This is a genomic window from Nocardia sp. PE-7 (assembly GCF_030486425.1).
GTDB classification, from domain to species: domain Bacteria; phylum Actinomycetota; class Actinomycetes; order Mycobacteriales; family Mycobacteriaceae; genus Nocardia; species Nocardia salmonicida_A.
Genome location: NZ_CP129614.1, coordinates 6,205,539 through 6,228,785, shown reverse-complemented (window position 1 = coordinate 6,228,785; position 23,247 = coordinate 6,205,539). Strand labels below are relative to the sequence as shown.

General features: G+C 66.6%; 24 protein-coding genes. 19 read left to right on the top strand and 5 right to left on the bottom strand.

Annotated elements, in window-relative coordinates; translation table 11 throughout:
- Nucleotides 1–40 precede the first annotated feature (40 nt).
- On the top strand, nucleotides 41–244 hold the full coding sequence (locus QX204_RS29045; RefSeq protein ID WP_056816178.1) for a hypothetical protein: 204 nt from the start codon (nucleotides 41–43) through the stop codon (nucleotides 242–244).
- Nucleotides 245–260: 16 nt separating this feature from the next.
- Here the strand turns inward: QX204_RS29045 and QX204_RS29040 are convergent, their stop codons facing one another.
- Nucleotides 261–752, bottom strand: coding sequence for a SixA phosphatase family protein (locus QX204_RS29040; RefSeq protein ID WP_301903684.1), 492 nt, complete (start codon nucleotides 750–752; stop codon nucleotides 261–263).
- A gap of 155 nt (nucleotides 753–907) precedes the next feature.
- Here QX204_RS29040 and QX204_RS29035 point away from each other — a divergent pair, with 155 nt between their 5' ends.
- Nucleotides 908–2,575: an FAD-dependent oxidoreductase gene (locus QX204_RS29035; RefSeq protein ID WP_301903683.1), complete on the top strand. Its 1,668-nt coding sequence runs from the start codon at nucleotides 908–910 to the stop codon at nucleotides 2,573–2,575.
- Between the two features lie 181 nt (nucleotides 2,576–2,756).
- Here QX204_RS29035 and QX204_RS29030 read toward each other — a convergent pair whose 3' ends face one another.
- Nucleotides 2,757–3,527 (bottom strand): acyl-[acyl-carrier-protein] thioesterase, encoded by a 771-nt coding sequence (locus QX204_RS29030; protein WP_301903682.1) that lies wholly within the window; start codon nucleotides 3,525–3,527, stop codon nucleotides 2,757–2,759.
- A 188-nt stretch (nucleotides 3,528–3,715) separates the two neighbouring features.
- Here QX204_RS29030 and QX204_RS29025 point away from each other — a divergent pair, with 188 nt between their 5' ends.
- The 9 genes from QX204_RS29025 (at nucleotide 3,716) to QX204_RS28985 (ending at nucleotide 13,861) form a co-directional block, all read left to right on the top strand.
- The gene (locus tag QX204_RS29025) at nucleotides 3,716–5,614 is read left to right on the top strand and encodes a serine/threonine protein kinase (RefSeq protein WP_301903681.1); all 1,899 of its coding nucleotides are present in this window, start codon (nucleotides 3,716–3,718) and stop codon (nucleotides 5,612–5,614) included.
- A gap of 54 nt (nucleotides 5,615–5,668) precedes the next feature.
- Complete coding sequence (locus QX204_RS29020) at nucleotides 5,669–6,643, top strand: NADPH:quinone oxidoreductase family protein (protein WP_301903680.1); 975 nt, start codon at nucleotides 5,669–5,671, stop codon at nucleotides 6,641–6,643.
- A 66-nt stretch (nucleotides 6,644–6,709) separates the two neighbouring features.
- Nucleotides 6,710–7,822 carry a winged helix DNA-binding domain-containing protein gene (locus QX204_RS29015; RefSeq protein WP_301903679.1) on the top strand — a complete coding sequence of 371 codons (1,113 nt, stop codon included), beginning with the start codon at nucleotides 6,710–6,712 and terminating at the stop codon, nucleotides 7,820–7,822.
- 127 nt (nucleotides 7,823–7,949) lie between these two features.
- Complete coding sequence (locus QX204_RS29010; protein WP_301903678.1) at nucleotides 7,950–9,263, top strand: amidohydrolase family protein; 1,314 nt, start codon at nucleotides 7,950–7,952, stop codon at nucleotides 9,261–9,263.
- Nucleotides 9,264–9,375: 112 nt separating this feature from the next.
- The gene (locus tag QX204_RS29005) at nucleotides 9,376–10,161 is read left to right on the top strand and encodes an ABC transporter ATP-binding protein (RefSeq protein ID WP_194827195.1); all 786 of its coding nucleotides are present in this window, start codon (nucleotides 9,376–9,378) and stop codon (nucleotides 10,159–10,161) included.
- 137 nt (nucleotides 10,162–10,298) lie between these two features.
- Nucleotides 10,299–11,003 carry an ABC transporter permease gene (locus tag QX204_RS29000; protein ID WP_301908140.1) on the top strand — a complete coding sequence of 235 codons (705 nt, stop codon included), beginning with the start codon at nucleotides 10,299–10,301 and terminating at the stop codon, nucleotides 11,001–11,003.
- A 15-nt stretch (nucleotides 11,004–11,018) separates the two neighbouring features.
- Entirely contained in the window at nucleotides 11,019–12,188 is a 1,170-nt protein-coding gene (locus QX204_RS28995; RefSeq protein ID WP_301903677.1) for a periplasmic binding family protein, read from the top strand.
- Nucleotides 12,189–12,200: 12 nt separating this feature from the next.
- Complete coding sequence (locus QX204_RS28990; RefSeq protein ID WP_301903676.1) at nucleotides 12,201–13,193, top strand: isopenicillin N synthase family dioxygenase; 993 nt, start codon at nucleotides 12,201–12,203, stop codon at nucleotides 13,191–13,193.
- A gap of 29 nt (nucleotides 13,194–13,222) precedes the next feature.
- On the top strand, nucleotides 13,223–13,861 hold the full coding sequence (locus tag QX204_RS28985) for a GntR family transcriptional regulator (protein WP_301903675.1): 639 nt from the start codon (nucleotides 13,223–13,225) through the stop codon (nucleotides 13,859–13,861).
- A gap of 18 nt (nucleotides 13,862–13,879) precedes the next feature.
- Here the strand turns inward: QX204_RS28985 and QX204_RS28980 are convergent, their stop codons facing one another.
- The gene (locus QX204_RS28980) at nucleotides 13,880–14,395 is read right to left on the bottom strand and encodes an Lrp/AsnC family transcriptional regulator (RefSeq protein ID WP_301903674.1); all 516 of its coding nucleotides are present in this window, start codon (nucleotides 14,393–14,395) and stop codon (nucleotides 13,880–13,882) included.
- A gap of 132 nt (nucleotides 14,396–14,527) precedes the next feature.
- On the opposite strand from QX204_RS28980, the gene hppD reads away from it, so the two are divergent.
- From hppD to tuf, 7 genes are all read left to right on the top strand, one after another.
- Entirely contained in the window at nucleotides 14,528–15,670 is a 1,143-nt protein-coding gene (gene hppD, locus QX204_RS28975) for a 4-hydroxyphenylpyruvate dioxygenase (protein WP_301903673.1), read from the top strand.
- Between the two features lie 31 nt (nucleotides 15,671–15,701).
- Nucleotides 15,702–16,229 carry a DUF3558 domain-containing protein gene (locus QX204_RS28970; protein WP_301903672.1) on the top strand — a complete coding sequence of 176 codons (528 nt, stop codon included), beginning with the start codon at nucleotides 15,702–15,704 and terminating at the stop codon, nucleotides 16,227–16,229.
- The gene (locus QX204_RS28965) at nucleotides 16,226–16,771 is read left to right on the top strand and encodes a DUF3558 domain-containing protein (protein ID WP_301903671.1); all 546 of its coding nucleotides are present in this window, start codon (nucleotides 16,226–16,228) and stop codon (nucleotides 16,769–16,771) included. Before QX204_RS28970 ends, QX204_RS28965 begins: the two co-directional genes overlap by 4 nt.
- Before the next feature lie 271 nt (nucleotides 16,772–17,042).
- Entirely contained in the window at nucleotides 17,043–17,417 is a 375-nt protein-coding gene (gene rpsL / locus QX204_RS28960; RefSeq protein ID WP_056814220.1) for a 30S ribosomal protein S12, read from the top strand.
- A 1-nt stretch (nucleotide 17,418) separates the two neighbouring features.
- A complete protein-coding gene (rpsG, locus tag QX204_RS28955) occupies nucleotides 17,419–17,889 on the top strand; it encodes a 30S ribosomal protein S7 (protein WP_056814216.1) in 471 nt (156 codons plus the stop codon).
- A 33-nt stretch (nucleotides 17,890–17,922) separates the two neighbouring features.
- The gene (fusA, locus tag QX204_RS28950) at nucleotides 17,923–20,025 is read left to right on the top strand and encodes an elongation factor G (protein ID WP_301903670.1); all 2,103 of its coding nucleotides are present in this window, start codon (nucleotides 17,923–17,925) and stop codon (nucleotides 20,023–20,025) included.
- A gap of 136 nt (nucleotides 20,026–20,161) precedes the next feature.
- The gene (gene tuf, locus QX204_RS28945; RefSeq protein WP_056814209.1) at nucleotides 20,162–21,352 is read left to right on the top strand and encodes an elongation factor Tu; all 1,191 of its coding nucleotides are present in this window, start codon (nucleotides 20,162–20,164) and stop codon (nucleotides 21,350–21,352) included.
- A gap of 105 nt (nucleotides 21,353–21,457) precedes the next feature.
- On the opposite strand, the gene QX204_RS28940 is transcribed toward tuf, so the two are convergent.
- Nucleotides 21,458–21,805, bottom strand: coding sequence for a nitroreductase/quinone reductase family protein (locus tag QX204_RS28940; RefSeq protein ID WP_301903669.1), 348 nt, complete (start codon nucleotides 21,803–21,805; stop codon nucleotides 21,458–21,460).
- Nucleotides 21,806–21,929: 124 nt separating this feature from the next.
- Between QX204_RS28940 and QX204_RS28935 the strand changes: the two genes are divergently transcribed.
- Nucleotides 21,930–22,748: an alpha/beta fold hydrolase gene (locus tag QX204_RS28935; protein WP_301903668.1), complete on the top strand. Its 819-nt coding sequence runs from the start codon at nucleotides 21,930–21,932 to the stop codon at nucleotides 22,746–22,748.
- Between the two features lies 1 nt (nucleotide 22,749).
- On the opposite strand, the gene QX204_RS28930 is transcribed toward QX204_RS28935, so the two are convergent.
- Complete coding sequence (locus tag QX204_RS28930; RefSeq protein ID WP_301903667.1) at nucleotides 22,750–23,181, bottom strand: PPOX class F420-dependent oxidoreductase; 432 nt, start codon at nucleotides 23,179–23,181, stop codon at nucleotides 22,750–22,752.
- Nucleotides 23,182–23,247 lie beyond the last annotated feature (66 nt).

Here is a 23,247-nt window from a genome sequence, read left to right as displayed (position 1 = left end):
CCTGTGTACCGGGGTCCGGCGGAAACGTAGTGTGGATCACATGGCTGGTAAGGACATCGACCGCGTCAGGGCCCGCTCGGCTTGGGAAACGGTCAAGGAGAGCCCGGTGATCACCGCTATCGCGGTGGCGCCGGTGGTACTCGTGCTGGGCGTGGTCTGGGCGCTGACGAACGGATTCGTCGCGTTCGTGCTGCTCGTGCTGCTGGGGGTGGGCATCGTCGTCGGCGGCAAGTTGCTCAAGTGAGCCGCGCCGGATGAACTCAGCGCGGGACGTGGAACGTCGTGAGCTCGCCCGTGCCGGGGCCCAGTTGTGCCCACGGCAGGTCGAATTCGAGCACCGCCAGGGCCGAGGTGGGGAATTTACGGCTGAGTTCGGTCGCCTGATCGGATTCACGGTTGCCCGCCAGTTCCCACGCGGTCCACGGGATCCCGGGCACATGGCCGACGATGAGCAGTGTCGAGATCGTGTCGTCGGTGAGCCCGATCAGCTCCATGAGAGCGTGCGGGTTCGCGTCGTAGATGTCGTCGGTGTATTCGACGGGCGCCGTGATGCCGGTGGCGGCCAGCGTCTGTCTGGTGCGCTCGGCCGTCGAGCAGCGCACGGCGTCGATGGGCGGCTGGGCGGCGCGCAACCAGTCACCGGCCAGGGCCGCTTCGCGTTCGCCACGCGGCGCGAGCGGGCGCGCGTGGTCGTCGACGTTGTCGGGATACGCCGATTTTCCGTGCCGCATCAGGATCAGGGTCGCCACCATGAGACCACCGTAATGCCGGGCAGCGGTGAGGTAGCAGTCACACTCGAGGCACACTGAAAGCTGCGTCACCATCGATGGGTTCGTGGTTCACCTGCCGCGGGCCCTGATCGGGGGCGTCTCGAGCCACCGACCACACATTTCGAGGATCTGCACCTATGGCCTACGTCATCACGCAGCGTTGTTGCAACGACGCCAGCTGCGTCACCGAATGCCCGGTCGACTGCATCCGCCCGACTCCGGATCAACCGGAGTTCGCCACGGCGGAGATGCTGTACATCGACCCGGACACCTGCATCGACTGCGGTGCCTGCGTCGACGCGTGCCCGGTGGACGCGATCTTCTCCGAGGACGACCTGCTCGCCTCGCTGGCCAGGTATCGCGATATCAACGCCGCCTACTTCCAGCGCCACCCGCTCGAGTCGAACTTCGACCCGCTGAGCACCCCGGTCCGCCCGCCCAAGACTCTGGGCACATTGCGCGTCGCGATCGTCGGCGCGGGCCCCGCGGCCTGCTACGCCGCCGACGAGCTACTGCGGCGCAGCGATGTCGAGATCGAGATGTTCGACAAGCTGCCGACCCCATGGGGGCTGGTGCGCGCGGGCGTGGCCCCCGACCACGCGGGCACCAAGGGCGTCGCCGAGATGTTCGAGTCGGCGTTCCGTCGCGACACGCTGCAGTACTACCTCAATGTCGAGGTCGGCGAGCACATCGATCATCAGGAGCTCCTCGATCACCATCACGCGGTGATCTACGCCGTCGGCGCCTCGAGCGACCGCTCGCTCGACATCCCCGGCGAGGACCTGCCCGGCAGCCACTCGGCCACCGAGTTCGTGGCCTGGTACAACGGCCACCCCGACTTCGCCGACCGCGAGTTCGACCTGTCCGGCGAGCGCGCGGTGATCGTCGGCAACGGCAATGTCGCCCTCGACGTGGCGCGCGTGCTCACCGCCGACCCCGACGAGCTGGCCAAGACCGACATCGCCGACCACACGCTCGACGCCCTGCGCCGCAGCAACATCCGTGAGGTCGTGATCCTCGGTCGGCGCGGTCCGCTCCAGGCCGCCTACTCCTCCCCGGAGTTCCTGGCGCTCACCCATCGCAACGGCGTCGACGTGATCATCGACCCCGCCGATATCGAACTCGACCCGCACAGCCGCGCGGTGCTCGACGATCCGAACATCGAACCCTCGTTGCGCCTGAAGTACGAACTCGCGCAGGAGTATTCGACGGCACAGCCGGACCTGTCGAACAAGCGGATCGTCTTCCGCTATCTCGCCACGCCGACCGCCGTGCACGGCACCGACGCGGTCACCGCGATCGAGTTCGCGCACAACGAATTGACCGAGGAGAACGGGCAATTGGTGGCCACCGCCACCGACCGCACCGAGACCATCGACACCGGCCTGGTGCTGCGCGCGATCGGCTACCGCGGCGAACCCATCGCCGGCCTGCCCTTCGACGAGCGCCGCGGCACCGTGCCGAGCGAGCACGGCCGCGTCATCGACGCCGCCGAGCCCGTCCCCGGCGTCTACGTCTCCGGCTGGATCAAGCGCGGCCCGCGCGGGGTGATCGGCTCCAACCGGGTCGACGCGGAGGAAACCGTCGAAGCGTTGATCGCCGACTTCATCGCGGGCAAACTCACCACGCCGACCGGCGATCGGGCAGCTCTGCGCGCACTGCTCGCCGAGCGCCAGCCCGATCTGGTCGACCGCAAGGGCTGGAAGACCATCGACCAGGCCGAGAAGACCGCGGGCAAGGCGGCAGGCAGGCCACGGGTCAAGTTCACCACCCGCGCCGACCTACTCAAGGCAGCCAAGGGCTAGACGTAGAACCGGCACGGGGACCCGCGGCGCCGGGTTCCCGTGCCTGCTGCCATGCAACGGCCGAAGGCCGGTTCTCGGCGCGCCTCCGCCGATGGACTGACCGAAGGGTGCGACGAAGGAGTGCCCGTAGGGAGGGAAGAGGCGGAGTCAAGCGCCGAGAACCGCGGCGCCAGCCGCCAAATTACGGCAGGGGCATGATTCTGACGACGGTAGTGGTGACGCCGCCGACCACGAACCACAGTCGCAGCACCATCTGCCCGGTCCGGTCACCCGGTTCGTGGCGGGCGCGCACGGTGATGTGCTCGCGGGCCAGCACCGGCGCCACGTACTCGATCACGGCGCGGTGCGGTCCGGCGACCAGCTTCGGGAAGTCGACGAGGAACTGTTCGACGGCCTGCCAGTAGCAAGCGTTGTTGACGTGGTTGTACTGGTCGATATCGGTCGCCCGCACCGGGAACGGTAGGTCGTTGTCGGACTCGCGCGGCGCCGGATCGGTGAGATAGGGCCGCCAGCGCAGGCGGTGTTCGTCGGTGGATCTGGCCAGGTAGGCGAGGCCGTCGTCGCTGATCCGGGCGGGCAGATTGCTCGATTCGCTGAGGTTGATCCAGAAACCCTCGGTCTCGATCAGCCCGCCGCGCTCGCTGGTGATGCGCGTGCGCATATTCGTCCACCGGGTGGACATCGACGAACACCAGCGCTCGAGATGCACGTGATCGGGCCACACGACCGGGCGGACCACGTCGATGACGGTGCGGCGCACGATCCAGGTGGGATCGGTGAGATGCAGAGCCGTCTGATTCAGCTCGTCCCAGGCGATGTCGGACAGATAGCGCGCCACGGCATCCAGGCGCAGTCGTCGATAAGGATCCACGTCGCCGGCCCGGACGGGCCACGCCGTGGCGAAACCCGTGCCCTCCTCGGGAAGCGGGGCCAGTGGCTGATCGAGTGACACGTGTGCTCCTTGCACGACACACCAGGTGCGTCGCGACTTCTTGCGTAGTTCTGTAGACGACTTTACGGGTCGCAGATCACACCCTCACGCCGAGTCGGGACTAGCGGTACCAGGTGTGGGTCACCAAGGGGGTAGCGGCGCGGTTGTCCTACATGACAGACCTATCCACGCCCAGGTAGCCTGCTGTAATGGCCGGCGGAGCAATGGCGGGCTCGATGTTCGGGCGCTATGAAATTCGCAGACTTCTGGGAGTCGGCGGCATGGGGGAGGTCTACGAGGCCTACGACACCTCCAAGAATCGTGTTGTCGCGCTCAAGATGCTCAATCGCGAACTCGCCACCGATCCCACCTTCGTGCAGCGCTTCCGCCGCGAATCGCACGCGATGGCGAGCGTGCAGGAACCGCACGTCATCCCGGTGCACGACTGGGGCGAGGTCGACGGCGTCCTCTACATCGACATGCGCCTGGTCAAGGGCGTCGATCTCAAGGAGCGGCTGCAGCAGTTCGGCAGGCTCACTCCCGTCGAGGCGGTGCAGGTGATCGAGCAGATCGCGTTCGCGCTCGACGCGGCGCACGAGATCGGCCTGGTCCACCGCGACGTGAAACCGGCCAATATCCTGCTCACCGGCAACCTGTTCGCCTACCTGGTCGACTTCGGCATCGCCCACTCCGCCACCGACCCGCAGCTCACCAGCGCGGGCAGTGCGGTCGGCTCGATGGCCTACATGGCGCCGGAGCGGTTCGAGAGTGTGCCGATGTCGCCGTCGGTGGACACCTACGCGCTCACCTGTGTGCTCTACGAATGTCTGGTCGGCCGAGTTCCGTTCCCGGTGAACAGCCTCGCGGGCGCGATCGGCTCGCATCAGATGGCGCCCGCCCCGCGTCCCAGCGCCGCCGACGCCTCGCTGGCTACTTTCGACGCGGTCGTCGAGCGGGGTATGGCCAAGCGCCCCGACCAGCGTTACGCCACTCCCGTCGACCTGGCCCGCGCCGCCAGAGCCGCGTTGATCCAAGCCGAACGGTCGACTCCCGCAACGGTATCCGGCCCCCGCATCGAGATCACCGGACCGCAGACGCCGCCGAACCGGTCCGACGATATTGCTTCCCCGCCGACAACCCGTGGTTCGGCGGTGGTCCCGGCCGATTCGCAACCCCCACCGACCAGGGACTCCGCGGCCTTCTCGCCCGACTCGCACTCACCCCCGACTCGGGATTCCGCGGCGCTCTCGCCCGACTCGCGTTCACCCGCTACGCGGGATTCCGCTGCGCTGTCTCGTGATTCGCAGTCGCCCCCGACGATCCGCGGCTCGGTGGCCCGTTCCGCCGAACCCCATGCGACGCGCCGGGTGACCGGCCCGCAATCCGCCGGACCGCAGCCGACGCGCCGCGTGACCGGACCACAACCCGCCGGCGCGTATCGGGCAGCGGAGCACGAGCCCACGGTTCTGCGCGCGTCAGCCGGCGTGGGCGGCCCCGGTCAGCGCAGTGGCTACACCCATCCGTCGGCACCGATACCGATTCCCCCGCAGCGTAATTCGGCGACGCCGATCCTGGCCGGTGCGCTGGGTTCGCTGGTCGTGTTGGCGGCGCTCGGTATCGGGGTGTGGTTCATGATGAGCGTCGACGACCGCCGCAACGTGGCCGTCCCGCCGCCGCCCGCGTCCGGCGTCGTCGATCCCACCGTGATCGAGACCGGCAGCCAGACGGGCTACACCACAGCGCCGTCGCCGACCACGACCACCGTCCCCCCACTGCAGTCGAGTGTCTCCGGCGCCGACGGCCGGGGCTTCCTCACCGCGGGCCCTCGGTGTAATGACAACGACGCCGCGATGTCCATCGCCCGCACCACCAGATCGCGCGTCGTCATCTGCCACACCGGCGACCAGCGGTACTACTACAAGGGTGTACGAGTCAGCGACGGCGCCGGGATCGAACTCGACGATCCGGTACCGAACGGTGATGGCGCGTACACCGTGACCAACCCGTCCGACGGCACCCAGTACCAGCTCGACGCATCCGCTCTGACGATCATCAAGGCCGGTTCGGTGCTCGCCAGCGAGCCGGTGATCGAGTTCGCCCATCGTTGATCCCGTCGCCGGGTTATGTTCGCTGGTGAATGTCATAGAGAGAGGTGTCGAAGAATGCGCGCAGCCCAGGTCGGCAAGTTGGATGGACCGTCGGCGATCGAGATCGTGGATCTGCCCGAGCCGGTGGCCTATCCGGGCGGTGTGCTGATCGACGTGCACGCGGCGGGCATCGCCTTCCCCGATGTGCTGATGACGCGCGGTCTCTACCAGATGAAGCCGGGCCTGCCCTTCGTCGTCGGCGGCGAGGTGGCCGGTGTCGTGCGTGAGGCGCCGGAGGGTTCGTCGCTGCGCCCCGGTGACCGGGTCGCGGCGCTGACCATGCTCGGCAACGGTGTCGCCGAGGTGGCGGTGTCACCCGAGCACGCCGTGTTCGTGCTGCCCGACAACATCTCCCTTGAAGCCGGCGCGGGCGTGCTGTTCAACGACCTCACCGTCCATTTCTGCCTGACCAAGCGCGGCAGGCTGGCCGAGGGCGAGACGGTCCTGGTGCACGGCGCGGCAGGCGGCATCGGCACCTCCACGCTGCGCATGGCCAAGGCGCTCGGCGCGGGTCGGGTGATCGCCGTGGTCAGCACCGACGAGAAGGCCCAGGTGGCCAAGGCCAACGGCGCCACCGATGTGGTGCTCACCGATGGCTGGCTCGCCGCGGTGAAGGACCTGACCGAAGGTCGCGGCGTCGATATCGTCCTCGACCCGGTCGGCGGCGACCGCTTCACCGACAGCATCCGCTCGCTGGCGGGCGGCGGGCGGCTGCTGGTCGTCGGCTTCACGGCGGGCGAGATCCCGACGGTGAAGGTGAACCGCCTGCTGCTCAAGAACGTCGAGGTCATCGGCGCGGCCTGGGGCGAATGGGTGATGTCGCACCCCACCTACCTCGCCGAACAGTGGGCCGAGATCGCGCCGCTGCTGGCGTCCGGCGCGATTTCCGCTCCCGATCCGGTGCTCTACCCGCTGGAGAGCACCGCCGAAGCCGTTGCGGCACTGGACAACCGGACCGCCACCGGCAAGGTGGTCGTGCAGCTGCGCTGATCGCGCCGACTGTCACAGGTCGGCGGTACTGTCGGCGGATCATCGCGGGTCGACGAAGGAAACCGAATGCAGCTGTCGAACAGAACGCTCAACCGGACGTTGCTGGCCCGCCAGCATCTGCTGGAGCGTTCGACGCTGACCACCGACCAGATGTGCGAGCACCTGGTCGGCTTGCAGGCCCAGGACGTACCGCCGCCGTTCATCGGCTTGTGGAGTCGGATAGCCGATTTCGATCCGGCGACGGTATCGAAGGGCCTCGACGACCGGTCGCTCGTACGGATCACCCTGATGCGCGGCACGATTCATCTCGTCACTCCGCCGGATGCCTTGCGGATCGCGCCGCATATTCAGCCCGAGCTCGAGAAGGCCCCGTTCCGCAAGGGTTTCAACTACGGCGCGATGGTCGGGCTCGATCCCGACGAGGTGCGCGCGCACGGGGAAGCGGCGCTCGGTGACGAGCCGAAGTCGGCAGCCGACCTACGGGCCGAAGCCGCTCGTCGCTACCCCGACCGCGACGCAGGCGCGGTGCTGCAGACGTGGCTGTACCAACTCCCCGTCCTGCAGACACCCCCGCGTGGCCGCTGGGGTGACAACAGCCGCCCGGTCTGGTCGCGAGTTCAGCCCTGGCTGGGCGCACCACTCGACCCGACCTACCCGGTGTCGGAGTTGATCATGCGCTACCTGCGCGCCTTCGGCCCGGCGAGCACGATGGACATGCAGGCATGGTCACGCCTGCCCGCCATGAAGAAGGCCGTCGCCGAACTCGGCGACCGGGTGCGCACCTACACCGACGCCCGCGGCCGCACCCTCGACGACGCGGCCGACCTCGAACTCGCCGATCCCGACCTGCCCGCCCCGGTCCGGCTCCTCGGCTGGTACGACAACGCGCTGCTGTCCCACCAGGACCGCGCGCGGATCACCGGCGACGACAACCCGCCGACCCTGCGCGCCTTCGCCACCAATGTCTCGCCGATTCTGATCGACGGGTTCGCGGCCGGGGTGTACAAGATCTTCGTCAAGTCCGGGACCGCGCGCCTGCGGATCAGTCCGGCCCGTCCGTGGACGAAAACCGAAGCGGCGCAGGTGGAAGCGGAAGCGAACGCCTTGCTCGCCTTCCTCGAGGCCGAATCCGAACCCGTCGTCGAGATCCTCGAGCCCGGCGCCGACCTTCGCCCGTGACATCGCTTTAACGTCGAGGCAACAACCGCTTCCTAAGGTCGTCCCCACGACGTTCATGGCTGCAACGGACGACGTGCTCCGCTGAATCCGGCGAGCGAACCAGCCGCATCCCGAAAGAGGTGCGCGCATGGAATCCGTCGCGTCCGTAGTCATTACCGATGTCACCGTCTACACCGAGCAGGGCTGGACGCCCAGCGAGGTCGTGATCGAAGACGGCGTGGTCATCGCCATGGGAGCCGCGGCCGAGCACGCGGACCTGCCCCGTTTCGACGGCGGTGGCGGCTACCTGCTCCCCGGCTTCGTCAACACGCACACTCACCTGCAGCAGGCAGTCCTTCGCGGTGTCGGCGAGGGTCTGCCGCTGCTGGAATGGCTGCGCTGCGTCGGCGAACACACCGTGGCCGCCACCCCGGAACAGACCTACCTCTCGGCGCTGGCGGGTGGTCTGGAAATGCTGCGCAGCGGCGTCACCACGGTCGTCGAACATATGTGGCCCAGACCTTCCGACGAGGTCCATCAGGCGATGATCCGCGCGCTGCGGGAACTCGGCATCCGCGTGGTCTTCGGGCGCGGCATCGCCGACCGCGCCGACATCACCCGCAAGTGGGGTCTCGACCCGCGCCTGATGCAACCACTCGACGAGGCCCTGGCCCACGTCGACGAACTCGACAAGCAACTGGTCGGCACCCGCATCACCACCGCGCTCGCCGTGCCCAACCCGCGCTGCCTCACCCCTGACGGCATGGCGGCCACGCGCGAGTACGCGCAGGCCACCGGTAAAACGGTGTCGATACATGTTCTCGAGACCACCACCGACGACGATATGTGCCGATTGCATGCAGGCGTCTCGGCCGTCGACTACCTCGACGCGAGCGGTTTCCTCTGGGACCGCACCCTCGCCGTGCATTGCGTCAACCTCGACGACCACGGCCGTAAGGTCTTCGCCGAGCGCGGTGTCGCCGTGTCCTACAACCCGGTCTCGAACATGCGGCTCGGCAGCGGCGTCGCCCCCGTACCGCAGATGCTGGCCGCGGGCATCGATGTCACCCTCGGCGTCGACGGCGCCGCGAGCAACGACACCCAGGACATGTTGCTCGCCCTGCGTCTCGGCGCGTATCTGCAGCGTGCGGCCCACAAGAAGGCCGACCTGCTCGGCTTCGGCCAGATGATGCGCATGGCGACCGGCGCCGCGGGCCGCGTCCTCGGCCGCCCGTCGTACACCGGCATCGCGATCGGCGATCGCGCCGACCTCACTCTCGTGCGCTTCGACCGCGACTTCGCCTGCCTGCCGGTTCTCGACCCCGGCGCCACCCTGCTCACCGCCGCGTCGCCGCGCGTGATCGACACGGTGTGGGTCGACGGCGAGGCCGTGATCCGCGACGGCGCCAGCACCCGCGTCGACCATCGCGATCTCGCGCGACGCCTGATCCACATGCGATGACTGTTAATAAATCCGAAACGAACGACACATTGCATGTAATTCGATTAGTTCAAACTGAATTCACCCACAAGTTGCACGCAACACCGATATATCGCGGGAGAAGGTGATCACGGTGACGCTCTACGACACGGTGAACGACGCCGACGCGAGGACGCTGCTGTCCGGCATGGAGGTCTCCTTCGCCGACGTGAGCAAGCGCTTCGGCGGCGAAGAGGGCACGCTCGCCCTGACCGACATCGACCTCGACATCCGCGAAGGCGAATTCGTGGCGGTGGTCGGCCCGTCCGGCTGCGGCAAGTCCACGCTGCTGCGCCTGGCCGCCGGTCTCGAGCCGGTGAGCTCGGGAGCCGTTGCGGTGCGCACGAATTCGATCGGCTTCATCTTCCAGGAAGCCACGCTGCTGCCGTGGCGCAAGGTGCGCCGCAATGTCGAACTCTCGGCCGAACTGGCCGGTGTCGACCGCAAGACGCGCCGCGTTCGGGTCGAGCGGGCGATCGAAGCCGTCGGCCTCGCGGACTTCGCGAACAAGCTGCCCAGCCAGCTCTCCGGCGGCATGCGCATGCGCGTCTCGCTGGCGAGGGCATTGACGCTGGAACCGCGCCTGATGCTCCTGGACGAACCGTTCGGCGCGCTCGACGAGATGACCAGGCTGAACATGCAGGAAGAGCTGCTTCGCCTCTACCGCGACAACGCCTTCACCGCCCTGTTCATCACCCATTCGGTCTCCGAGGCCGTGTTCCTCGCTTCGCGCGTGGTGGTGATGTCGGCCAGACCGGGCCGCATCCACGAGGTGATCGACGTCGACCTGCCCTACCCGCGGGAACGCGAACTGCGCTTCGAACCCGCCTTCACCGAACTCGTTTCGCGCATCTCGCGCTCGTTGAAAGAGGCTGCCTGATGGTGAGTATCGCGGCCCGTGTCCCTGCCACGGCGAAGGTGCCATTGCCGACTACGCAATTGCGTAGATTCGGCAGTGCTCTTGTGGCGCCGATTGTTTCGATCACCTTGGCGCTGGCCGCCTGGTACGCGGTGTCGATGCTGGTCCTCAGCGAGGGCCGCCGCTTCCTGCTGCCCGCGCCGCATGTGGTGTTCAGCGAATCGTTGGCCGACCCGAAGAAGCTCGAGGTGATGCTCGAGGCATTGGCCGTCACCGCCCGGGTAGCGATCACCGGCCTGCTGATTTCGGCGGTACTGGGGGTGGCGATCGCGGTGCTGATGAGCCAGGCCAAGCCGATCGAGAACGTCGTCTACCCATACGCGGTGGTCTTGCAGGCGATTCCGGTGCTCGCCGTGGTCCCGCTGATCGGCTTGTGGCTCGGCTACGGCTTCGCCGCCCGCACCACCGTGTGCGTGCTCATCGCGATCCACCCGATCATCGCGATGACCCTGTTCGGCATCAAATCCGTCGACGGCAACCTCCAAGAACTGTTCACCCTCGGCCGAGCGGGCCGCCTGCGCCGCCTCTGGTCGCTGCAACTGCCCGCCGCCCTGCCCTCGACACTGACCGGATTGCGCACCGCCGCAGGTCTTTCGGTCACCGGCGCCATCATCGGCGACATGTTCTTCGCCCAGGGCAAACCCGGCATCGGCACCCTGCTCGACACCTACCGCGCCCGCCTGCAATCTGAGGACCTGATCGGTGCGCTGCTGCTGGCCGCCCTGTTCGGCGTGCTCGTGTTCACCGTGTTCACGGTCATCCAGAAGATCAGCGTCGGCCGCTGGCACAACTCCGCCCAATAGCTTCTAAGGACAACCATGAAGACACTTCCGCTGCGCCGCATAGGTTTCGCCGCGCTGGCCGTGCTGCTGGCCGGTACCGCGTCCGCCTGTTCCGACGACACCACCGACGCACCCGCCGTCGCGCTCGAACCCGCACCGGCAGAACAGCAACTCGCCGGCGCCTGCCCCGCCACCGTGGTGGTCCAGCTCCAGTGGGCGCCCGAAACCGACTCCGGCCCGATCTTCGGTCTGCTCGGCCCCGGCTACACCGTCGACGCCGACAACAACAAGATCACCGGCCCACTCGTGGCAGACGGCAAGGACACCGGCGTGAAGCTGGAGATCCGCGCGGGCGGCCCGGCCATCGGCTTCCAGACCGTGCCCTCGCAGATGTATGTGGACCAGAGCATCACTCTCGGCCTCGCCCATTCCGAGCACGCCATCGCCGCCGCCGGTCAGCAGCCGATCGTCGCCGTCACCACCCTGCTGCGCAACAGCCCGCAGATGCTGATGTGGGACCCGAAGACCAATCCCGACTGGCAGGGCATCGCCGATATCGGCAAGTCCGGCAAGCCGGTCGTGGTGTCGAAGGGTCAGCTCTACCCGGACTGGCTCGTCGCCCGCGGACTGGTGAGCAAGGCTCAGATCGACGCCTCCTACGACAATTCGCCCTCGCGCTTCGTCACCGATCCGTCCTTCGCCCAGCAGGGTTTCGCCAACGCCGAACCCTTCACCTACGAGCACGAAGTGCGGGCGTGGAACAAGCCGGTGGGCTATCAACTGCTCAAGGACGTCGGCTACGAGGGTTATGCCCGCACCGTGAACGTGCGCGCCGACAAGCTCGCCGAGCTGCGCCCGTGCCTGCGGAAGCTGGTGCCGATGATCCAGCAGGCCACCGCGTCGTTCAAAGCTGATCCCGGTCCCGTCAACGATGTCGTCGTCGACGTGGTCGAACAGAATCCCAAGCTCAGCCCCTACAGCGCCGAACTGGCCGAATTCGGTTCCAAGGCACTCATCGACGGCGGGCTGATCGGCAACGACACCGACGGCGTGCTCGGCAGTTTCGACGAGGCCCGCGTGCAGCGCATCATCGACGAATTCGGACCCATCCTGTGGACCGGCGGCGCGAACGTGCCCACCGGGCTCACCGCGAAGGACCTGGTCACCAAGGAATTCCTCGACCCCGCCATTTCCGTCACCGGTTAAGGAGACACCCCCATGACCACCAGTTACGACCTGTCCGAAGTCTCGCGCGAGAAGCAGATGGGCGGCCTCGGCAAGGAGACCACCGACCGCGAGATCCGCGTCATCGACCTCGCCGACTTCGAGAACCGGCGCGCCGAGATCACCGAGGAACTGTGGGGCGCCGCCACCGAGATCGGCTTCTTCCAGCTCTCCGGCCACGGGATCCCGCAGGACCTGATCGACGAAATGTTCGGCGCCACTGCCGATTTCTTCGCCCTTCCCGAAGAGGTCAAGGGGCAGTATCCCCTGGTCAAGAAGAACAACGCGGGCTGGGAAAGCTTGAGTCAGGTGCGCCCGTCCATCGGCGTGCCCGATCAGAAGGAGTCCTACCAGATCACCCGGCCACACATGGACCAGCTGTGGCCCAGTGAAACCGAGCTGGCCGGATTCCGTTCCCGGGTGCTCGATTTCGAGAGCCGGGCCTGGGAAGTGGCGATGCGGGTGCTGTCGTGCTTCGCCGACCGCCTCGGCCTCGAACGGGAACACTTCACCGCCGCACACGATCCCGGCTCCGAGAGCTACCAGAGCGCCCTGCGGTTGCTGCACTACTTCGCCGTCCCCGAGGAACTGCGCGGCGTCCCCGGGCGCTGGCGGGCCGGTGCCCATACCGACTTCGACTGCCTCACACTGCTTTTCCAGCGTGACGGCCAGGGTGGGCTGCAGGTGTGTCCCGGTAAAGAGATGGCGGAACAGGAGTGGACCTCGATCACCCCGTCGTCGAGCCTGATCACCTGCAATATCGGTGACATGCTCACCCGCTGGAGCGACGACCTGCTGCCGTCGAATTTCCACCGCGTGCGCAGCCCCGGCGAGGGCGAGTACCAGGGCGAGCGCTACAGCATCGCCTACTTCGCCCAGGCCGACCGCGACGCCGTCATCCAGGGGCCCGCGGGCAAGTACCCGCCCGTCACCGCGGCGGACTTCCTGACTCAGCGGGTGCAGGCGAACTACCGGCCCCAGGGATAATTGCCGCAATCAACGGAAAGGGCACTGCGATGACCGAAGCCTCGCTGCTCGGCCAGTCTGTCCATCGGCAGATCAGGCAGATGGTCCTCGCCGGCGAGCTGACCCCGGGCCAATCGCTCAGCGTGCCGGCGCTGGCGACCGAACTCGGGGTCAGCCGCAGCCCTGTTCGCGAAGCGGTGCAGCAGCTGATCTACGAGGGTCTCGCCGTCAGCGCACCGCACGCGGGCGCGAAGGTGGCCGCCGTCGACGACGACCGCATCCGCGACGTGCTCGCGGTCCGCGCCGCCCTCGACGGCCTCGCCGCCGCCGCGGCCGCCACCCGGCTCACCGAGGCCGACCTCGACAAGCTCACCGGCATCATCGACGCCCAGCAGGCGCACCTCGGCGACCCGACCGACCCCGCGCGCGACGCCCAGCTCGACCTGGAATTCCACACCTTCATCCGCGACGCCTCCGGCAACGCGTGCGTCGTCGACGAACTGGCCCGCCTGGAAGCCCAGGCCCACCTCTACCGTGGCGACCTGTGGTGCTCGGCCCGCAACCGTCGCGTCGCCCTGCGCGAACACCGCCGCATCGTCGAAGCCCTCGAGTCCGGTCACCCGGAGTCCGCCCGCGCCGCCGCGGAGGCACACGTCCAGGGTCTGTTGACCCGCCTCGCCAGGCAATAACAGCTCCGGCGGGAACCCTCAGCGTTGCTCGCGGTACGCGGGCGCCTTCGCGGTGCCCGCCGGGGTCAGTGTGCGCAGCAGCGGCATCGTGCGGTGCGCGACCACCGTCGACAACACGACCACGCTGTGCGACCGCACCACCGAACCCGTCCGGTCGATGCTCAACAACACCGCTTGCAATCCCGCATGGGAATCTGCCCCGATCCGGCACAACACATCACCGGAGCCCGTCGTCGCGTACGCCTCGACCACCCCCGGAATCGCGGTGAGCTCCGTGCTCACCTGGTCGAGCGCGCCCTGCGCGATCTCCAAGGTCACGAACGCCTGCACATCGAAACCCGCTGCGGTGACATCGATCTGCGGATCGTAGGACGCGATCACCCCGGATTCCTCCATCCGGTTGATCCGCGCCTGCACCGTCGCCCGCGCGACCTTCGTCCGCCGCGACAGCTCGAGAATTCCGGCCCGCTGGAACTCGTGCATCGCGGTGAGGATCGCCAGATCGAGCTCATCCAATTTCGCGGGCGTGCGCATGCGAAGACCTCCGTGTCCGGTTGCTATTCAAATTGTCCACCATTCGGGCACATTCGGTGGCTTCTCGAGCCAGCCTGTTCAGGCAAATATGGAGTAGTTGCCCACCTGCGGCGTGACGCGATTTCCTAGGTCATGACCATTGAGCAGCAGCTCGTCGGGCTGATCGAGCACGACGACAGTGTCGATCCGTTTCCGGTGATCGGGTGGGACTCCCTCGTCTGGGTGGTCGGCAACGCGACCCAGAGCGCCCACTTCCTGCAGTCCGCGTTCGGCATGCGACTGGAGGCGTACTCGGGCCCGGAGACCGGCAATCGCGACCACAAGTCGTTCGTGCTGCGCAGTGGGGGAGCGCGGTTCGTGATCACCGGCGCGGTCGACCCCGACAGCCCCCTCGTCGCCCACCACGACCGCCACGGTGACGGCATCGTCGACATCGCACTCGAGGTCGCCGATGTGGATCGCTGCATCGCCAGGGCCCGCGAACACGGCGCGACGATCCTTACCGAACCCCACGACGAGACCGACGAATTCGGCACCGTCCGCTCCGGCGCGCTGGCCACCTACGGCGACACCAGACACACCCTCGTCGACCGCTCCGGCTACGTCGGCCCCTATCTCCCGGGCTATATCGCCCGCACCTCCACCCGCGCGCCGGGCAAGCGCGTGTTCCAGGCGATCGACCATGTGGTGGGCAATGTCGAGCTGGGCATGATGGATCGCTGGGTCGACTTCTACCGCGGCGTCATGGGATTCACGAACATGGCCGAATTCGTCGGCGACGACATCGCCACCGAGTACTCGGCGCTGATGAGCAAGGTCGTCGCCAACGGCAACCACCGCGTGAAGTTCCCCCTCAACGAACCGGCTTTGGGCCGCAAGCGTTCTCAGATCGACGAGTACCTCGAGTTCTATCGCGGCCCCGGCGTCCAACACATCGCGCTGGCCACCGGAGACATCCTCGACACCGTCGATGCCCTGCGCGCCGAGGGCGTCGAGTTCCTCGCCACCCCCGACGCCTATTACGAGGACCCGGAATTGCGCGCCCGCATCGGGGCCGTGCGCGTACCGGTCGACGAACTCCAGCGCCGGGGCATCCTGGTCGACCGCGACGAGGACGGCTACCTCCTGCAGATCTTCACCCGTCCCCTCACCGATCGCCCCACCGTCTTCTTCGAACTCATCGAGCGACACGGCTCACTCGGTTTCGGAAAGGGCAACTTCAAGGCCCTGTTTCAGGCCATCGAACGAGAACAGGAGGCTCGCGGCAACCTGTGACCGGGCCCGCGGACCTACTACAGTTGCGGCCATGCGGATCCCCTCGGCGATCATCACCGGCATGACCTTGGTCGTCATGCTGACGTCGTGCGGATCGGGGGGCGACTCCGATACGCCGGCAGGGCCCAACCGACCACCACCGAAGGTCGCCTCACTGGGGCCCTTCGTCGGTGAGTGCGGTCACGTCACCGACGACGAAGTGCGCACTCTCGCGGGCTTGGGTCAGATCGCGAGGGTCTACAAGAACGCGACCGGCTGCAACTGGCAGTCGGCCGGATTGTCTTCGCCCAGCGTCACTTTCGCTTCCTACCGAGGCAGTCCGATCGAACGTGAGAAGGCGTGGGTGTCCAACGTAGGCCGTGCACCGGAGACCATCGACGTGGGCGGGCATTCGGGCTTCATGGCGCTCGCGCCGGAGGGCACCGTCTGTGACCTCGCCGTGCAACTCGACGACGACTTCTTCGAGTGGTCGATGTCCACCGGCCTGTTCGCCACCGGTGGCAACCCGTGCGACCGGACCAGGAAACTGGCCGAGCTGACCGTGGGACGGCTGCGGTGAGCGCGGGCAAGGTCGCCGCCGCGGCGTTGCTGCTCACCCTCGCGCTGGCGGGCTGCGGCCAGAAGATCGAGGGCAGCGCCCAGCCCCTGGGCAAGGGTGGCGGTGGTGAGTCGATCAACACCGACTTCGACAAGCTGCTGCGCGAGTGCGAGGTGGTGGCCGCGGACAAGATCGGCGAGATCGTCGGCAACGCGAAATACGTGAGCGCCTCCTTCAGCGGCGCAGTCTGCATGTGGGACATCGAGGACGCACCTGGCGGGGGAGCCATGGCCAGCCTCAACTGGTACGAGATGGGTACGCTGAACAACGAGAAGGCCACCAACGACAAGTTGGGCTACCTCTCCGGCGACATCACCGTGCAGGGCCGCAGGGCGCTGCAGGTGCGTCGACCGGGCGACAACGACTCCTGCGGCGTCACCGCACCGGCCGCCGATGTCGGCGTCGTCGGCTGGTGGATCAACTACCGGCCCGGCTCGGCTCACCCCGATCCGTGCGCGGGGGCCCAGAAATTGGTCGAGCTCACCTTGGATCTCGCCCGGTAGAAGGCTTGACGCGGCCCCCCGCTTTGACCCCCAATCGGGCACGCGGGTATCGTAGATCCCTGTGCCCGGATTGCTACGGGCAAGTTCGTGTGTGAACGTAGGCCAGCGAAAGCGGCCGATACGTTCCAGCGTGCCTTGAAAAGGGCACTGAGCGCCACCGCGACACGCCCGACCACGGGTTAACGGAAACGTGGTCTGACGTGCGAGTGAAAGCTCGATGAACTGCAAGACACTGCACACCAAGCGAATTACCAATAAGGAAAGCCGGTCTATGCCAACCATCAACCAGCTGGTCCGCAAGGGTCGCCGCGACAAGGTCACCAAGACCAAGACTGCGGCCCTGAAGGGGAGCCCGCAGCGTCGTGGCGTGTGCACTCGCGTGTACACCACCACCCCCAAGAAGCCGAACTCCGCGCTCCGTAAGGTCGCGCGTGTTCGCCTGACCAGCGCGATCGAGGTCACGGCGTACATCCCCGGTGAAGGCCACAACCTGCAGGAGCACTCGATGGTGCTCGTCCGCGGCGGTCGTGTGAAGGACCTTCCCGGTGTCCGTTACAAGATCATCCGTGGCTCGCTCGACACCCAGGGCGTGAAGAACCGCAAGCAGGCGCGCAGCCGCTACGGCGCCAAGAAGGAGAAGAGCTGATATGCCACGCAAGGGCCCCGCACCCAAGCGTCCGCTGATCAACGACCCGGTCTACGGGTCCCCGCTGGTCACTCAGCTGGTCAACAAGATCCTCATGGACGGCAAAAAGTCCACCGCCGAGCGCATCGTCTACGGCGCACTCGAGCAGGCGCGTGAGAAGACCGGCACCGACCCGGTCGTCACCCTCAAGCGCGCGCTGGACAACGTCAAGCCCGCCCTCGAGGTGAAGCCCCGTCGTGTCGGTGGCGCCACCTACCAGGTGCCGGTCGAGGTCCGTCCGGGCCGCGCCAACACCCTCGCGCTGCGCTGGCTGGTCAGCTACTCCCGCGCCCGTCGCGAGAAGACCATGGTCGAGCGTCTCGCCAACGAGCTCCTCGATGCCAGCAACGGCCTCGGTGCCGCCGTGAAGCGTCGCGAGGACACCCACAAGATGGCCGAGTCGAACCGGGCCTTCGCGCACTACCGCTGGTGATTGCCCGGCCCGTCACTTAAAAGGGAGAATTTCGTGGCACAGGACGTGCTCACCGACCTGAACAAGGTCCGCAACATCGGCATCATGGCCCACATCGATGCGGGCAAGACCACCACGACCGAACGCATCCTGTTCTACACCGGTATCACGTACAAGATCGGTGAAGTTCACGATGGCGCGGCCACGATGGACTGGATGGAGCAGGAGCAGGAGCGTGGTATCACCATCACCTCCGCGGCTACCACTTGCTTCTGGAAAGACAACCAGATCAACATCATCGACACCCCCGGGCACGTCGACTTCACCGTCGAGGTGGAGCGTTCGCTGCGCGTCCTCGACGGCGCGGTCGCGGTGTTCGACGGCAAAGAGGGTGTCGAGCCCCAGTCCGAGCAGGTGTGGCGTCAGGCCGACAAGTACGACGTGCCGCGTATCTGCTTCGTGAACAAGATGGACAAGCTCGGTGCGGACTTCTACTTCACCGTGCAGACCATCAAGGACCGTCTCGGCGCTCGTCCGCTCGTGATCCAGCTGCCGATCGGCGCTGAGAACGACTTCGAGGGCATCGTCGACCTGGTCGAGAACAATGCCAAGGTCTGGAAGGGCGAGACCAAGCTCGGCGAAGAGTACGAAGTCGTCGAGATCCCGGCCGACCTCAAGGAGAAGGCCGAGCAGTACCGTCAGGAACTGCTCGAGACCGTCGCCGAGTCCGACGAGGCACTGCTCGAGAAGTTCTTCGGTGGCGAGGATCTCACCATCGAGGAGATCAAGGGCGCCATCCGCAAGATGACGGTCAACTCCGAGCTGTACCCGGTGCTTTGTGGTTCCGCGTTCAAGAACAAGGGCGTTCAGCCCATGCTCGACGCGGTCATCGATTACCTCCCTTCCCCGCTGGACGTCGAGGCCACCACCGGCCACGTGCCCAACAAAGAAGACGAGCTGATCACCCGCAAGCCCAACGTCGACGAGCCGTTCGCGGCGCTGGCGTTCAAGATCGCGGTGCACCCGTTCTTCGGTGAGCTCACCTACGTGCGCGTGTACTCGGGTCAGGTCGCCTCCGGCGCCCAGGTCGTGAACTCGACCAAGGGCAAGAAGGAGCGTCTGGGCAAGCTGTTCCAGATGCACTCCAACAAGGAGATGCCGGTCGCCACGGCGTCGGCAGGCCACATCTACGCGGTCATCGGCCTGAAGGACACCACCACCGGTGACACCCTGTCCGACGCGCAGAACCAGGTCGTCCTTGAGTCGATGACCTTCCCGGATCCGGTCATCGAGGTCTCGATCGAGCCCAAGACCAAGTCCGACCAGGAGAAGCTCGGCACCGCGATCCAGAAGCTGGCGCGCGAAGACCCGACGTTCTCGGTCAAGCTCGACCAGGAGACCGGCCAGACCGTCATCGGCGGCATGGGCGAGCTCCACCTCGACATCCTCGTCGACCGTATGCGTCGCGAGTTCAAGGTCGAGGCCAACGTCGGCAAGCCGCAGGTGGCCTACCGCGAGACCATCACCAAGAAGGTCGAAAAGCACGAGTTCACCCACAAGAAGCAGACGGGTGGCTCCGGCCAGTTCGCGAAGGTCATCATCGCCCTCGAGCCGTTCGTCGGCGAAGACGGCGCGACCTACGAGTTCGAGAACAAGGTCTCCGGCGGTCGCGTGCCCCGTGAGTACATCCCGTCGGTCGACGCGGGCGCCCAGGATGCCATGCAGTACGGCGTGCTCGCCGGCTACCCGCTGGTGAACCTGAAGGTCAGCCTGCTCGACGGCGCGTACCACGACGTCGACTCCTCGGAAATGGCGTTCAAGATCGCGGGTTCGCAGGCCCTCAAGGAAGCGGCCCGTAAGGCCGGTCCGGTGATCCTCGAGCCGCTCATGGCGGTCGAGGTCATCACGCCCGAGGAATACATGGGCGACGTGATCGGCGACCTCAACTCCCGCCGTGGCCAGATTCAGGCCATGGAGGAACGCAGTGGTGCCCGTGTCGTCAAGGCGCTGGTTCCGCTCTCGGAGATGTTCGGTTACATCGGTGACCTGCGGTCCAAGACCCAGGGTCGCGCGAACTACTCCATGGTGTTCGCCCAGTACGCAGAGGTTCCGGCCAATGTGTCCAAGGAGATCATCGCCAAGGCGACCGGCGAATAAAACCCTCTTGCGGTCCAGTGGCACACTGGACCGCAAGTGCCGGGCGTCAAGTAATACCCCCGATCCCCGCCTCCAGCGGGGATGACACACGCACTGCTGCAAATGCACGCACCAACAAGTCCAGGAGGACCCAAAAGTGGCGAAGGCGAAGTTCGAGCGGACGAAGCCGCACGTCAACATCGGCACCATCGGTCACGTCGACCACGGCAAGACCACGCTGACTGCAGCGATCACCAAGGTGCTGGCTGACAAGTTCCCGACCCTGAACGACGCGTTTGCGTTCGATCAGATCGACAAGGCGCCGGAGGAGAAGGCTCGTGGTATCACGATCAACATCTCCCACGTCGAGTACCAGACCGAGAAGCGCCACTACGCGCACGTCGACGCCCCGGGTCACGCGGACTACATCAAGAACATGATCACCGGTGCGGCGCAGATGGACGGCGCCATCCTGGTGGTCGCGGCCACCGATGGCCCGATGCCGCAGACTCGCGAGCACGTGCTGCTCGCCCGTCAGGTCGGCGTGCCTTACATCCTGGTCGCGCTGAACAAGTCGGACATGGTCGATGACGAGGAAATCCTCGAGCTCGTCGAGATGGAGGTCCGCGAACTGCTGGCCTCGCAGGAATTCGACGAGGACGCGCCGGTCGTGCGCGTCTCCGGCCTGAAGGCCCTCGAGGGCGACGAGAAGTGGGCCGAGGCCATCGTCGAGCTCATGCAGGCCGTCGACGACTCGATCCCGGACCCGGTCCGCGAGACCGAGCTCCCGTTCCTGATGCCCGTTGAGGACGTCTTCACGATCACCGGTCGTGGCACCGTCGTCACCGGTCGTGTCGAGCGCGGCATCGTCAACGTGAACGAGGAGGTGGAAATCGTCGGCATCAAGGAGAAGTCGACCAAGACCACCGTCACCGGCATCGAGATGTTCCGCAAGCTGCTCGACCAGGGCCAGGCGGGCGACAACGTCGGCCTGCTGGTTCGTGGCATCAAGCGCGAAGATGTCGAGCGTGGCCAGGTTGTCGTCAAGCCGGGCACCACGACTCCCCACACGGAGTTCGAGGGCCAGGCGTACATCCTGTCGAAGGACGAGGGCGGCCGCCACACCCCGTTCTTCAACAACTACCGCCCGCAGTTCTACTTCCGTACCACGGACGTGACCGGCGTCGTTACCCTCCCCGAGGGCACCGAGATGGTCATGCCCGGCGACAACACCGAGATGCTGGTCAAGCTGATCCAGCCGGTCGCCATGGACGAAGGCCTGCGCTTCGCGATCCGCGAAGGTGGCCGCACCGTCGGTGCCGGTCGCGTCACGAAGATCATCAAGTGAGTCTGTAAGACCCACTGCACAACCTGAACGGCGTCGCTCCTGCGGGAGCGGCGCCGTTCGGCGTTTCCGGGGGGATCGTCCGGTTCACCGACACGGACGCATCCACTACTCCGGTCGGACTCGGACGGTCACTCGGCCGCGGTCGTCCCGGCGGGCTGTGGCGTGGCCCGGGTGGTCGAGGCCGTCGATGCGCAGGGTGACGGGGGACCCCTCGTCCAGGAAATTGCGCCACCAGGTTTTCTTGTCCGGCATCGCTACGCCGATGAGGTATTCGTCGCCGGAGCGGCGGTAGTTGACGGGGGTGCTGAACGTGCGGCCGGAGCGGCGGCCGGTATAGGTGATCTGGGCGAAGGCTTTGCCCAGTAGTTTGCCGATGACGGGGGCATTGGTCAGGGCGATCACGCCGGCGTTGAATGCGCCGACACCGCGGCGCAACAGCGGTTCTTGTCCCATCGGATTCTCCTGTGGTCGACGAACCGCCAGCCTACCGACGGTGGACGACCTCGCAGGTCATCGTGGTTGTCGGTGGTGCTCGGTAGCGTTGAGGCGCTAACGCATTCGAGAGATCGGAGACGGTGTGGGTAGGGCACTCGAGCGGGAACTGGATGTCAGCGAAGGGGTGCTCGAACACGGGATGCCCTATCTCGCGTTCGGGTCGGGGCGTCCGTTGGTGTTCCTGCGGTGGTTCATGCCCGACCACGCCAATCCGAGTGGCTGGCTGCGGTCCAGCGAGATCAAGACGATGGCGCCGTTGGCCAGGAATTTTCGGGTGTACGCGGTCAATCGCGCGCCGGGGATGGCGGCGGGTACCTCGATGGCCGATATCGCGCGGGCGCACGCGGAAGCCCTACATGCCGAATTCAGCTCTCCGGTAGACGTTCTCGGCATTTCCTCGGGTGGCTCGGTAGCCCTGCAACTCGCCGCCGACCATCCCTCGGCCGTGCGCCGATTGGTGATCGCTTCCTCCGCCTACCGTCTCGACCGGTCCGCGCGCGTATCGCAGATGAAATACGCGGAGGCCGCCGCCGCGGGCAAACGGTCCCTGCACCACATGGTGACCCAGGGCATCGAATCGCCGCTGAAGGCCCGCCTCATCGGCGCCGCGGCCTGGCTGGCGGACCCACTGCTTCGCCCGAAGAACCCCGCCGACACCCTCGCCTTCGTGCGTGCCGAAGACGCCTTCGACCTCACCGACCGCCTGGCCGACATCACGACCCCCACCCTGGTCGTCGCAGGCGAACGCGACGAGTTCTACGACCAATCCTCGTTCCGCTACACCGCCGACGGCATTCCCGATTCCCGCTTGATCGTCTACCCCGCGACAAGCCATCTGGGTACGATCAAACACGCCCGGTTCGCTCCGGATGTCACCGAATTCCTTTCGGCGACAGAATGACTCAGCGAATCTTGGCCCCGTAGACGTGTTCGACGGACAACGCCATGAGGACGCGCCGGTCCGAGACCATGACTTCGCGGTACTCGTTCCAGTCGGGGTGCTCGCCCGCGGCGGCGCGGTAGTAGTCGACCAGTGCCTCGACTTCCGGTCCGTTCGGATCGGTTCCGGGACCGGTCAATGTCGCGGTGCCCTCGGCGGTGGCCCACGACCACCCGTCGGCGCTGGTGACCTCGAGGGCGGCCCGGGGATCGCGTCGAAGATTGATCGTTTTGGCGCGGCCCTCGGTCATCGAGACGTAGATGATGCCCGCCGCGCGGTCGTAGTACGGGGTGACAGGGGAGAGCTGGGGGCGGCCGTCGGACTTGATGGTGGCCAGGATGCCGAGACGGGAGTCGGCGATGAGAGCGTGCAGGTCGAGTGGCGTTTCGGGCATCGGTCGGCTCCTAGGGGTCGCGGGGTTGTTCGTTGTGACGAACCGTCGTGCTCGCCTGTTTATGCC

Bases quoted from the DNA above. Each gene is read 5' to 3' on its own strand.
- hppD (WP_301903673.1), top strand. From the start codon at position 14,528: ATGACCATTGAGCAGCAGCTCGTCGGGCTGATCGAGCACGACGACAGT.
- QX204_RS28995 (WP_301903677.1), top strand. From the start codon at position 11,019: ATGAAGACACTTCCGCTGCGCCGCATAGGTTTCGCCGCGCTGGCCGTG.
- QX204_RS29000 (WP_301908140.1), top strand. From the start codon at position 10,299: ATGCTGGTCCTCAGCGAGGGCCGCCGCTTCCTGCTGCCCGCGCCGCAT.
- QX204_RS28985 (WP_301903675.1), top strand. From the start codon at position 13,223: ATGACCGAAGCCTCGCTGCTCGGCCAGTCTGTCCATCGGCAGATCAGG.
- QX204_RS29010 (WP_301903678.1), top strand. From the start codon at position 7,950: ATGGAATCCGTCGCGTCCGTAGTCATTACCGATGTCACCGTCTACACC.
- rpsL (WP_056814220.1), top strand. From the start codon at position 17,043: ATGCCAACCATCAACCAGCTGGTCCGCAAGGGTCGCCGCGACAAGGTC.
- QX204_RS29015 (WP_301903679.1), top strand. From the start codon at position 6,710: ATGCAGCTGTCGAACAGAACGCTCAACCGGACGTTGCTGGCCCGCCAG.
- QX204_RS28930 (WP_301903667.1), bottom strand. From the start codon at position 23,181: ATGCCCGAAACGCCACTCGACCTGCACGCTCTCATCGCCGACTCCCGT.
- QX204_RS29025 (WP_301903681.1), top strand. From the start codon at position 3,716: ATGGCCGGCGGAGCAATGGCGGGCTCGATGTTCGGGCGCTATGAAATT.
- rpsG (WP_056814216.1), top strand. From the start codon at position 17,419: ATGCCACGCAAGGGCCCCGCACCCAAGCGTCCGCTGATCAACGACCCG.
- QX204_RS28980 (WP_301903674.1), bottom strand. From the start codon at position 14,395: ATGCGCACGCCCGCGAAATTGGATGAGCTCGATCTGGCGATCCTCACC.
- QX204_RS28970 (WP_301903672.1), top strand. From the start codon at position 15,702: ATGCGGATCCCCTCGGCGATCATCACCGGCATGACCTTGGTCGTCATG.
- QX204_RS28990 (WP_301903676.1), top strand. From the start codon at position 12,201: ATGACCACCAGTTACGACCTGTCCGAAGTCTCGCGCGAGAAGCAGATG.
- QX204_RS29040 (WP_301903684.1), bottom strand. From the start codon at position 752: ATGGTGGCGACCCTGATCCTGATGCGGCACGGAAAATCGGCGTATCCC.
- QX204_RS29035 (WP_301903683.1), top strand. From the start codon at position 908: ATGGCCTACGTCATCACGCAGCGTTGTTGCAACGACGCCAGCTGCGTC.
- QX204_RS29045 (WP_056816178.1), top strand. From the start codon at position 41: ATGGCTGGTAAGGACATCGACCGCGTCAGGGCCCGCTCGGCTTGGGAA.
- QX204_RS28940 (WP_301903669.1), bottom strand. From the start codon at position 21,805: ATGGGACAAGAACCGCTGTTGCGCCGCGGTGTCGGCGCATTCAACGCC.
- QX204_RS29020 (WP_301903680.1), top strand. From the start codon at position 5,669: ATGCGCGCAGCCCAGGTCGGCAAGTTGGATGGACCGTCGGCGATCGAG.